Source organism: Arthrobacter sp., from assembly GCF_031988865.1.
GTDB lineage: Bacteria > Actinomycetota > Actinomycetes > Actinomycetales > Micrococcaceae > Arthrobacter_B.
In genome coordinates, this window is the sequence record NZ_DALZXY010000104.1 from 531 (window position 1) to 10,139 (window position 9,609).

At 67.0% G+C, this 9,609-nt stretch carries 10 protein-coding genes and 1 riboswitch; of the genes, 6 read left to right on the forward strand and 4 right to left on the reverse strand.

The features are described 5' to 3' along the window. Positions 1-1,699: ATP-dependent helicase C-terminal domain-containing protein (locus RTN46_RS14875; protein WP_312182526.1), on the forward strand; the 1,699-nt coding region annotated here is incomplete at its 5' end. An 83-nt stretch (positions 1,700-1,782) separates the two neighbouring features. Here the strand turns inward: RTN46_RS14875 and RTN46_RS14880 are convergent. Then, on the reverse strand, positions 1,783-2,448 hold the full coding sequence (locus RTN46_RS14880) for a CarD family transcriptional regulator (RefSeq protein WP_312182527.1): 666 nt from the start codon (positions 2,446-2,448) through the stop codon (positions 1,783-1,785). 201 nt (positions 2,449-2,649) lie between these two features. After that, positions 2,650-3,543 carry a LysM peptidoglycan-binding domain-containing protein gene (locus RTN46_RS14885; RefSeq protein WP_312182528.1) on the reverse strand — a complete coding sequence of 298 codons (894 nt, stop codon included), beginning with the start codon at positions 3,541-3,543 and terminating at the stop codon, positions 2,650-2,652. Positions 3,544-3,546: 3 nt separating this feature from the next. Continuing rightward, positions 3,547-3,697, reverse strand: a riboswitch (cyclic di-AMP (ydaO/yuaA leader). Between the two features lie 343 nt (positions 3,698-4,040). On the opposite strand from RTN46_RS14885, the gene RTN46_RS14890 reads away from it, so the two are divergent. Next, positions 4,041-4,703: an MBL fold metallo-hydrolase gene (locus RTN46_RS14890; RefSeq protein ID WP_312182529.1), complete on the forward strand. Its 663-nt coding sequence runs from the start codon at positions 4,041-4,043 to the stop codon at positions 4,701-4,703. Here the strand turns inward: RTN46_RS14890 and RTN46_RS14895 are convergent. Beyond that, positions 4,700-5,122, reverse strand: coding sequence for a hypothetical protein (locus RTN46_RS14895; RefSeq protein ID WP_312182530.1), 423 nt, complete (start codon positions 5,120-5,122; stop codon positions 4,700-4,702). The genes RTN46_RS14890 and RTN46_RS14895 overlap by 4 nt on opposite strands. Positions 5,123-5,440: 318 nt before the next feature. Between RTN46_RS14895 and RTN46_RS14900 the strand changes: the two genes are divergently transcribed. Then, on the forward strand, positions 5,441-5,683 hold the full coding sequence (locus tag RTN46_RS14900) for a hypothetical protein (RefSeq protein ID WP_312182531.1): 243 nt from the start codon (positions 5,441-5,443) through the stop codon (positions 5,681-5,683). 78 nt (positions 5,684-5,761) lie between these two features. Beyond that, positions 5,762-6,853, forward strand: coding sequence for a DNA alkylation repair protein (locus RTN46_RS14905; RefSeq protein ID WP_312182538.1), 1,092 nt, complete (start codon positions 5,762-5,764; stop codon positions 6,851-6,853). A gap of 29 nt (positions 6,854-6,882) precedes the next feature. On the opposite strand, the gene RTN46_RS14910 is transcribed toward RTN46_RS14905, so the two are convergent. Then, the gene (locus RTN46_RS14910) at positions 6,883-7,527 is read right to left on the reverse strand and encodes a TetR/AcrR family transcriptional regulator (protein ID WP_312182533.1); all 645 of its coding nucleotides are present in this window, start codon (positions 7,525-7,527) and stop codon (positions 6,883-6,885) included. Between the two features lie 141 nt (positions 7,528-7,668). Between RTN46_RS14910 and RTN46_RS14915 the strand changes: the two genes are divergently transcribed. Continuing rightward, positions 7,669-8,529 (forward strand): oxygenase MpaB family protein, encoded by an 861-nt coding sequence (locus tag RTN46_RS14915; protein ID WP_312182534.1) that lies wholly within the window; start codon positions 7,669-7,671, stop codon positions 8,527-8,529. A gap of 3 nt (positions 8,530-8,532) precedes the next feature. After that, positions 8,533-9,609, forward strand: a 1,077-nt coding sequence (locus RTN46_RS14920; protein ID WP_312182536.1) for a glycerophosphoryl diester phosphodiesterase membrane domain-containing protein, incomplete at its 3' end; no start/stop codon positions are given.

The following is a 9,609-nucleotide window of genomic DNA, read 5'->3' on the forward strand; positions in this document are numbered from 1 at the left end:
GCGCATCATCGTTTCGACGTCGCTGGCTGAGTCCTCCCTGACGGTGCCAGGGGTTCGCCTGGTGGTGGATTCCGGACTCTCCCGGGAGCCGCGCCGGGACGCCGCCCGCGGGATGTCCGGCCTGGTGACCGTGAGTTGTTCCCGTGCGTCGGCGCAGCAGCGGGCAGGCCGGGCCGCCCGGCAGGGACCGGGGACCGTCATCCGCGCTTATCCGGAGGCAGCCTATGCGGCCGCGCCCGCGCAGCAGACCCCCGAAATCGCGACGGCCGACCTCACCGCCGCCGCCCTGGTGCTGGCCTGCTGGGGGACTCCCGGCGGCCGCGGACTGAACCTTCCCGAACCGCCGCCACCTGCCGCCATGGCCGATGCCGAAGCCGTGCTGCGCGGCATCGGTGCCGTCGACGGGGAAGGGAGGGCCACACCGGCGGGGATTGCCCTGTCCCGTATTCCTGTCGATCCGCCGCTGGCCCGGGCGCTGGTGGACGGCGCCCCGGTCGTCGGGGCCCGGGTGGCTGCTGAAGTGGCTGCCATGGTGGCCAGCGATCTCCGGGTTCCGGGAGCCGATCTGGTCCGGCAGCTGGCCCGGCTCCGCTCCGGAACAGATCCCGGCGCGCGTCCCTGGTCACTGGAGGTCCGGCGGCTTGAACGGTTTGCCGGGCAGCCCGGAGCGGCCGGCGCGCTCTTGGACCACCGGCTGGATGACAACGAATCGGCCGGATTCATCGTTGCGCTGGCTTTCCCGGCCAGAGTGGCCCGCCGGGTGGCAGGGATTTCGGGGGAGCAGTACCTGCTGGCGTCCGGAACCCGGGCGGGACTTCCGGCGGACAGCCCGCTGAGGGGCTCCGAATGGCTCGCCGTCGCGGATGTGACGCGGGCACAGGGACGGGCGGCAGCAGGCACGGGCGCCGTCATCCGGGCAGCCGCGCCGCTCCAGGCGGAAACCGCCGAGGCAGCGGCGTCCCACCTGGTTACCGAAATGGTCACTGCGGAGTTCGCCGGTGGGCGGGTCTCAGCGCGCCGGGAGCGGCGGTTAGGTGCCATTGAACTTGCTTCCACACCGGTCCGGGCGACGGCTGCCCAGGGCAGGACCGCCGTGGCAGCGGCGCTGCAGGTCCAGGGCCTGGACGTGATCGGCTGGTCCCCGGCCGCGGACGCGTTACGCCGGCGGCTTGCCCTGCTTCACCGGGAACTGGGTGCGCCCTGGCCGGATGTCTCCGAGCCGGCGCTGCTGGCCCGGCTCGATGAGTGGCTCGGACCGGAACTGGATGCGCTGGCTGGGGGTGCCCGAGCCTCGGGCATTAACCTGATTGATCCGCTCCGCCGCCTGCTGCCCTGGCCGGAGGCAGCCCGGTTGGAGGAGCTGGCACCCGAACGGCTGCAGGTGCCCAGCGGCAACAGGATAGCCGTGGCTTATCCGGCGCTGGACGACGACGGCGCCCGGCCGGTGGTCGCCGTCAAGCTCCAGGAGTGCTTTGGCTGGGCTGGGTCTCCCACGCTCGCCGAGGGCCGGGTCCGGGTGCTGTTCCACCTGCTCTCCCCGGCCGGCAGGCCGCTGGCCGTCACCGACGATCTGGCGTCCTTCTGGGCCGGGCCCTACAACCAGGTGCGCGCGGAGATGCGCGGACGGTATCCGAAGCACCCCTGGCCGGAAGACCCCTGGTCGGCGCGGGCAACGGCACGGACCAAAGCCAAGACATAAAGACATAACTCGTCCGCAGCAACGCCAATGCGCCGCCCTCCAACCGGGTGATACCAGTTGGAGGGCGGCGCCTTGGGGGACGGTCAGGGCTGGGGGGCCGGTTCAGCCAACGCCGTGTCCGCGGCGGCCCATACGCCGTCGAGCACTGCGGATGCTTCCTCCTCGGTGACCCCGAGGGAGAGCGAGATCTCCGTGAGCAGTGGCCGGCGGGCGTGCCGGAGCATATCCCGCTCTGCGTGGGAGAGTCCCTTGTCCAGGGAGCGGATGGTGAGATTACGCACCACCCGCGCGACGTCAACGATCCGTCCGCTGGCGAGCAGCTCGGTATTCTCCTTGAAGCGCCTCGACCATTGGGACTCCTCGGTATCCGCGGCAGCCCGGAGGACCTCCATGAGTTCCTGCAGCTGCGGTGAATCAAGAATCGGGCGCAGCCCAACGTCTTCGGCTTTCGCCGTGGGTACCCAGACCTCCAGCCTGTTGGCATGTACTTCCAGCACCAGGTACTCAGTCTCTACACTGCGGACCATCCTGCTGGACAGCCGGCAGATGGTGGCCGGTCCGTGATGGGGGTGGACTACGGTTTGACCTACGTTAAACGTCAATGTGTTTCCCTCTGGCTGCGTTGAAGCCGGACCCGGCGTCCGTGAGCCGCTGCCCGGGGCAGGGCCAGCGGTGGGACGGTCGTCCCGCCACGTGCACGGATTCCGGTGACAGTAGTGACGGAAGCGCGGCTGCGGCACCACACACATGGGTGAAGGTGCCGGGGAGCCGCGGGTCTGACATAGTTCATTATTTCACGTCTGGGGACCATGTTCCCCGCCTGCGGGCGGGCAGTTCCTATGGGTGGGGCTCATGGGAATTGCTGTGGCGCATGCGAAAGCACCCCGCCTGTTTCCAGACGGGGCGCTTTCGTGCATCCTGCGGACCGGATGGCCGCGCCGGATTAAGGGTTATGCGCGGTAGTAGACCGGGCCGGAGCCAACGTTGACGGACTGGATAACGGTCTGGTTGCCGTTCCAGCCACTGTGAATGGCCTGTCCATCACCGATGTAGATAGCGATATGGGCAAAGCCCATGCCGCCGTCGGCGTAGTAGACCATGTCGCCGGGCTGGGGATCAGACACCGGGGTGCCGTAGGCGGCGAGCTGGGCCGGGGCCAGGTCTCCGACCGAGTGGCCGGCGGCACGGAGGGCTACCTCGACCAGGACGGTGCAGTCCTGGGCAGCGCCGAGCTGCGAGTAGGCAGCGCTCAGCATGGTTGCGCCCGCACCGGAAACTGCAGCGGCGGGAGCAGCCGGAGCAACCGGGGTGCTCAGCGTGGTGAGTTCGGCATAGGCGCCCGGATCCGTGTACGAAGCTGCTGCGGGAGCGGCTTCAACCGGAGCGGCGTAGTTTTCCACCGGCGTGTACGCGGCGGCCGGCTGGATGGCAGCTGCGCCGGCATAGGTGATGACGTCACCCGGGTAGATGATCGAGGCCATGGAGAGGCCATTGAGAGCGAAGACACTGTCCAGGCTCACACCGTAGGTGCTGGCGATCTGGCCCAGCGTGTCACCGGCGACGACGGTGTGGGTGGAAGCGGTCTCCACGGCCGGGGCCGGGGCTTCGACAGCCGGGGCTTCGACGACCGCGGCGGGGGCAGCAGCCACGGGTGCCGGGTTGGCATCATTGGCGACGACGCCGGCCTGGGCCGGGGCAGCCATCCCGAACATGAGTCCGGAGCCGGCAACGACGGCAGCGGCGGTTCCACCGAAGGCGCGGGCCTTGACCGGTGAGACCTGGGCGATAGTCGTCAAGATGGTGGAATTGGCGCGGTGGCGTCCGCGGTTGTTATTGATAGACAAGGAATTACCTCTCCCAATACCTGCGAGGTGAGCTGTCGGGTTCGGATGGGAGTCACCCGGCCGCCGGCCTGGGCCGGTCGGCTTAACCCCAAGGATTCAAAGGATCCAAAAAATTGGGTCCCCCGCCCCTGCCGTCGTTTTGCAAAAGGGGACCTTGGCCAGCGGCAGAGTTAGGTAACAAGCCAAGGACGCCGCACATTTCGTATCGCGGCATGCCGAGGACACTACATGGAATTACAGATGGATTGCAATTCGGTAACGACGCCGTGTTGCTGTTGTGTAGGCCACGTCACCGTGCTAATAAACAGGCGGCTGTCTTCTTTCGTCCATCCCGCAACATTTCCGCAGCCCGGCAGGCCGTCGGTGCTGTCAGTTTTGGCCTCCGGAGCCGACGCTGAGGCAGGTGGAAACGCAGGCTTTTTTTCCGTAAGCCCGGGACGGATGCGCCGCCGCGGGAATACGCTTGAAGGGCCAATATCCAGCGAAGGAGGGTGGCCATGAGTGAACAACCCGGTGGCCGCGGAGCGCGGCTTCCCGTCCAGGGCGTGGTGCGCGAGGTGGTGATTCCTGCCGGCGTCGCAGGCCCGCACCAGCTGATTATGGATGTGCGTTGCTATGCCGTAGCCCAGCCGGACGGAATTGTGGTCATTGACACAGGAATGCCCGACGCCGAGATGGGTATCGGTGCGGCGGTTGAGGCATTGGGCGGTGGGTGGCCCGATGTCCGCGACATTGTGCTGACCCATCTGCACATGGACCATGTCGGTTCTCTTTTTGCTATTGCCGAGCGGGCCCCGCTGGCCGCGATCTACGCAGGCGGGCCAGATTCTCCGGATATTCGGGCACCGCGCCATGTGAGTCCCATCGGTGAGGGTGCCATGATCCAGGACTTGGAGGTGCTTGCCACGCCGGGGCATACGGCAGGACACATCTCGCTTTTCCATGAGGCAACGGGGACGCTCTTCATCGGGGATGCCGCTGCGGTAGCCCAGGGTGAGGTGGTCCGGGGACCCGGGGCATTCACCTCTGATTCCGGCCGGGCAGAGGAGTCCCTGGAGCGGCTTGCTGCCCTTGGCCCTGAGCGCATCCTGTTCGCCCACGGTGCGGAGGTTGATTCACCGAGCGATGCCCTGGCGAGGATGATCGGCGGATCTCACTAATCCAGGTCCGACGCCGTGGCCCGGGCTGTGAACCATGCGAACCAGGCCCCGGCGGCCGTCGTTACGACCGCTGCCGCGGGCAGCAGCACCGTTACCGGCGTGCCTCCGGACGCCGAGACGGCCGCGTAGAGGAGCCAGCACACTGCCAGGACCAAGCCAGCGGCCACTGCGCAAAAGCGCCGGGACTTTCCTGAATCTGCGCTGAGGAATGAGACCACGCTGGCCGGGCAGGCAAATGATGCACCCAGCGCCGCGCCGCCGAGCAGGGTCCAGAGGATGTAGCTCGTCAGCTCCTGGGACTCCACTGACGCTGCGTAGAGCACTTGGAAGTTCAGGATGGCCAGGGCCATGCCCGCCAATGCGCCGATAGGAATTAGGAAGAAGACAGACCTGCGGGGCCGCGCGGGGGTGTTGCTCATGGATTCAACTCTATCGCCGGTCGGTGACTGCCCGGCGAAGCAGGTTGCTTTTATGAATGACTCAGAATAACTGGTAGCGTCTTAGCCAGGCACCGAGGCCCAGCGCCGGGAAAACCCGCTGCGGTTCAACGCAGGTGCCAGCCGGCACCTGGCGTTGACAAGGTGCCCCCAGACATCACCACAGGACTGGAAAGTCCTGCGGTCTGCGCTGCCCAGCGCCGCCCCGGTTCTTCGGCACCGCAGCTGCCGGACGTTGCTTCCGCACCGGCGCCGCAGCTGCCGGACGTTGCTTCCACCCCATGACCCAGGAGAGAACTCTTGTTTAAAACCAAAAACCAGTCAGTACCCACCGCCGCCGCAGCCATGACCAGCCCCCTGGGCGGAAGCTACGTTGCCGTCTTCGACCGCGCCCAGGCAGCTCCCGGAACCACCGGCGGCAGCTACGCCGGTACGGCTGGCCACGGAATGCCGGGCCGTGGAGCCGACAGCTATGTGGCCCGGTTTGACGCGGCTCCCCGCGCTGCCCGCACCCGTGGCAGCTTCGTGGACACCCAGTACTAGACCCCGCTCCAGTAGGATGAGGCGTCGGCGGCGGACCCGCCGGCCGCTGGACTATAGACAGGGAACTCCGTGGGCGCGATGGATGACATGCTGGGCCCGTCCGAGGTAGCCGCGCTGAGCGGCATCCTCGCCGGCGCGGCTCCGGGAATCAGCTGGGAGCCGCTGCGGAAAACCGGCGGCCGGCTGGCGCCCTTGTCGCTCCGGTCCCGCACCGATCTGGTGGCGGATGCGCTGGTCCTGGCCTTCGGCAGCTATCCCGTGGCCGCTTCCGCGTACCGGCTGGCTCTGGCAGATCCGGTCCTCACCGGTTGGATCCTGTGGCCTGTGACTGAGTCTGTGACCACCCTGGCGCTCCAGGAGGGGGCCGGTGCAGCGTTCGATGACGCCCTCGACCTGCTTGCCGAACTGACACCCCGACTGACCAGCGAATTCGCCATTCGGCGCCTGCTCGAGGCTGATCCCGGGCGGGCCCTAGAGCGAATCCTGCCGTGGACCGGCCACCCGGATCCGCACGTGCGGCGGCTCGCGAGTGAAGGTACCCGCCCTTACCTGCCGTGGGCAATCCGGGTTCCGGCGCTGCTTGCCAGGCCGGAGGCCACACTTCCCATCCTCGACGCACTCCATAACGACCCATCCGAGTATGTCCGCCGCTCAGCCGCGAACCATCTCAATGACCTCGCCCGCCATGCTCCCGAGCAGGTGGTGGAAACCGCGGGCCGGTGGCAGGCCACCGGCACACCGGGCAGCTCCTGGGTTATCCGGCACGGCCTGCGCACACTGGTGAAAAAGGGCCACCCGGGCGCGCTGGCGCTAATGGGCTTTGATGCGGCAAATATTTCAGTGACGGGTCCGTACGCACCCGCCCCAATGCTGCGCCGTACGCTCCCGTCGGAACTTGTGTTCGGTGCGGACCTGACTAACGACGGCGATGCTGAGGCACGCCTGGCAGTGGACTACGTGGTTCACTACGTCAAAGCCCGCGGTTCGACGGCGCCGAAGGTCTTCAAGCTTGCGGTATTGGAACTGGCCCCGGGGGAGTCACGCCAGGTTTCGGCCCGCCACGCCCTGCGGCAGATGACTACCCGCCAGCATTATCCGGGCGTGCATGCCGTGGAGCTGCAGGTCAACGGGATCCGCCATGGCCGCCTGGAGTTTGAACTAACCGTCTAAGCTCAGGCAGTCCGTCTGAGGCAGGGGCTTCAGTTGGTTTCAGGTGGCCGAACACCTACGACGCGGCCAAGGTCCTCCAGCGCCGCCAGGAAGGTCTCCTCCCGCATGGGGACATCACCCTGGAGGGACGGCCAGCCGTCGGCCATCACCACCGCAGCCGCGGAAGCGGCACCGATAGTGAGCAGTGCCTCCCGGCGGGCGTTCTCCGGCCCGATCAAGCACCGTTCGGGGTGACGCTCCAGCCAATCCTGGACCGCGGCCACCAGCTGCGACTGGAGCAGCGAGAGGGAAGCGGACGTGATTCTGCCCGCTTCGGGATGCCCTGCCAGGAGCTGCTGGCGCCCCCGCGCCACCTCGGAGTTCATGTTCGCGTGACCAATCGAGGTGATCGTCAGATGGAATGCCGCCAGGGGAAGGTTGTCCGCGTACCGCTCCAGTACGCCGTCCGCCGGTGCTCCGGTAACCAGATGGATCGGGCGGCCGAAAACTGCCGCTTCCCTGCTCGGGAAATAGTTGAAGAACGTACCCCGTGAAACCTCCGCGCGCCGACAGATTTCGGCGACGGTTACTGATTCCGGCCCCTGCTGCACGGCCAGGCTGACGGCTGCCTCTTCGATGGCGTTTTCCGTGGCGCGGCGCTTGCGCTCCCGCAACCCGGAATGTGTCGCGATCATGAAGGCTCCTCTGTGATCGAACTTATATACTCTGACCAAAGTTGGACCTGGTCCATTTTTGATCCCCCGGGAAAAACCAGCCTACCGGAGCAACACAGCTCGTGGAGCACGCCTTCGCTCCCTACCAGCAAGGAGCAAGACGTGACAGTGACCGCGCGGCCGACAGACCAGCCAAGACAGGACGACGGCTACTTCGGCCCGGACAGTGTCAGCTGGCGGCTCTATGCCGATCCTTCGTCGAAGCTCGGCGGTATTGCCGCGCTGCTGCTGCAGGCGCTCAACCCGAACATGATGCGCCTGTTTTCCGCGGTCAGCGTCACGGGCGAAGACGCAGCCGCCCGCGGGGAGCGGACCGGCCAGTACATCGACACCACCATCTTCGGAGACAAGGCACACGCGGACGCCGCTGCCCGCTCCGTCCGAGGCATGCACAAACACGCGACCTGGCAGGACCCCGCGACCGGCGAAACGCTGCGCGCCGAAACGGAAAGCTGGATGGACTGGACCCACAACACGCTGGTCTTTGCCGTGCTCCGCGCAGCTGACGCCTTTGGGCCCAGGCTGACCCCTGAGGAGCAGGACCGGTTTGTCCTGGAGCAGCACATCTCAGCGGAACTCGTCGGGATAGACCCTGCACGGCTGCCCGCCACCCGCCGCGCCCTGGAGGACTACATCAACGGGCAGCGCCACTGGATGGCCCTGTGCCTGCCGGCCGCCGAAGTCAGCCAGGCAATCCGCAAACCGTCCCTGAAGGGCAATCCAGTGAAGGTCTGGACCGGAATCGTCATTCAGGACGGCATCCTGTCCCTGCTGCCGGACTGGGCGCTTTTGCTCTACGGGGTGGCCGGCCGGCCGATGAACCTGCGCAGCGCTGCAAAGACCACAAAGGGCATGATGGCCGCTGCACGCCGGAACCACTCCTATGAAAATGTCATCACCGACCTGACGACCAAGGTCGACACCCATCCATACCGAAAGGTCCGCAACCGTGCGGAGGCCTGAGGCATGGTGAAGGCCCCGATGCCGGAGAACCGGGTCCGGCCGCCAAAGGCGCGGCCCGATAACCTCCGCTTCCGCACCCTGGTACCGGGCCTGCTGCGGGCCGGCTGGATGACGCTGCGGCTGGGAGGCTGGCGTCTGCTGGCACTTTACGCGGCCACCCAGGCTGTGCTGCTGCTGTTGTTCTCGCCGGTTATCCGCTGGATGTTCACGGAGGCATTGGCTGCGGCAGGGCTGCACGCCGTGGATTCCGCAGCGTTGGTTTCCGTACTGGGCAACGGCGGGTCAGTGGCCTGGATCGCCGGGCTTTGCGTACTGGCTGTGCTGGGTGTTTCCCTCCAGCTGGCGCTCCTGGTCCTGGCAGCCGCCAGGGTCCGCGCCGGCCTGACCCTGAGGCCGGCGGCCCTGGCACGGGAGCTCCTTCCGGTGCTCAGGCGCCTCCCGCGGCCCGGCTCGCTGCCGCTTGCGTGGTATCTGTTCCTGGTCCTTCCGCTGGCGCAGGCCGGGTTCTTTTCGGTGCTGACCCACTCCATCGCGGTGCCAAACTTTATTTCCGGTGAACTACTGAAATCGACGTCGGGCATTATTGCGTATGTCATTTTCCTGGTGGCTGTCGGAACGCTCGGCACCCGCTTTGCCCTTGCCTTACCGATTTTCGTGCTCGGGCGCGTTTCGGGTGGCCGGGCCATGCGGCTTAGCTGGCGGGTAACCGGACGAACCGACCGTGCGCTCCTGGCTACCGGCGCCATAGCAATAGTTGCCGCCTTCTTTTCCGGAACGGTACTGGTGGCCGCTGCCCTGCTGCCAACACTGGCAGCTGACCTGGCGGCGCCTGCGGCAGCCGTAACGGCGGCGTTCGCACTGGGCGCGGCCCAGGTGGCCGGGGTGGTCATCGCCGGCAGCTTTGTTATGTTCATGGCGGCCATCCTTATTGAACTTACGGTCCGGAGCCTGCCTCTGCTCCCCGAGGGCCTCTCGCTGTCCTGCGGGAGCGGGCCGGGCGGGCGGATCGCAGTCCAGGAGCACCGCGCGACGCCGGCCGGTCAGCCCGGGCGAAGGCTGGTGGGCCGCGGATCCCGCCGC

Bases quoted from the DNA above. Each gene is read 5' to 3' on its own strand.
- RTN46_RS14895 (WP_312182530.1), bottom strand. From the start codon at position 5,122: ATGAGCAACACCCCCGCGCGGCCCCGCAGGTCTGTCTTCTTCCTAATT.
- RTN46_RS14910 (WP_312182533.1), bottom strand. From the start codon at position 7,527: ATGATCGCGACACATTCCGGGTTGCGGGAGCGCAAGCGCCGCGCCACG.
- RTN46_RS14890 (WP_312182529.1), top strand. From the start codon at position 4,041: ATGAGTGAACAACCCGGTGGCCGCGGAGCGCGGCTTCCCGTCCAGGGC.
- RTN46_RS14905 (WP_312182538.1), top strand. From the start codon at position 5,762: ATGGATGACATGCTGGGCCCGTCCGAGGTAGCCGCGCTGAGCGGCATC.
- RTN46_RS14880 (WP_312182527.1), bottom strand. From the start codon at position 2,448: ATGTGTGTGGTGCCGCAGCCGCGCTTCCGTCACTACTGTCACCGGAAT.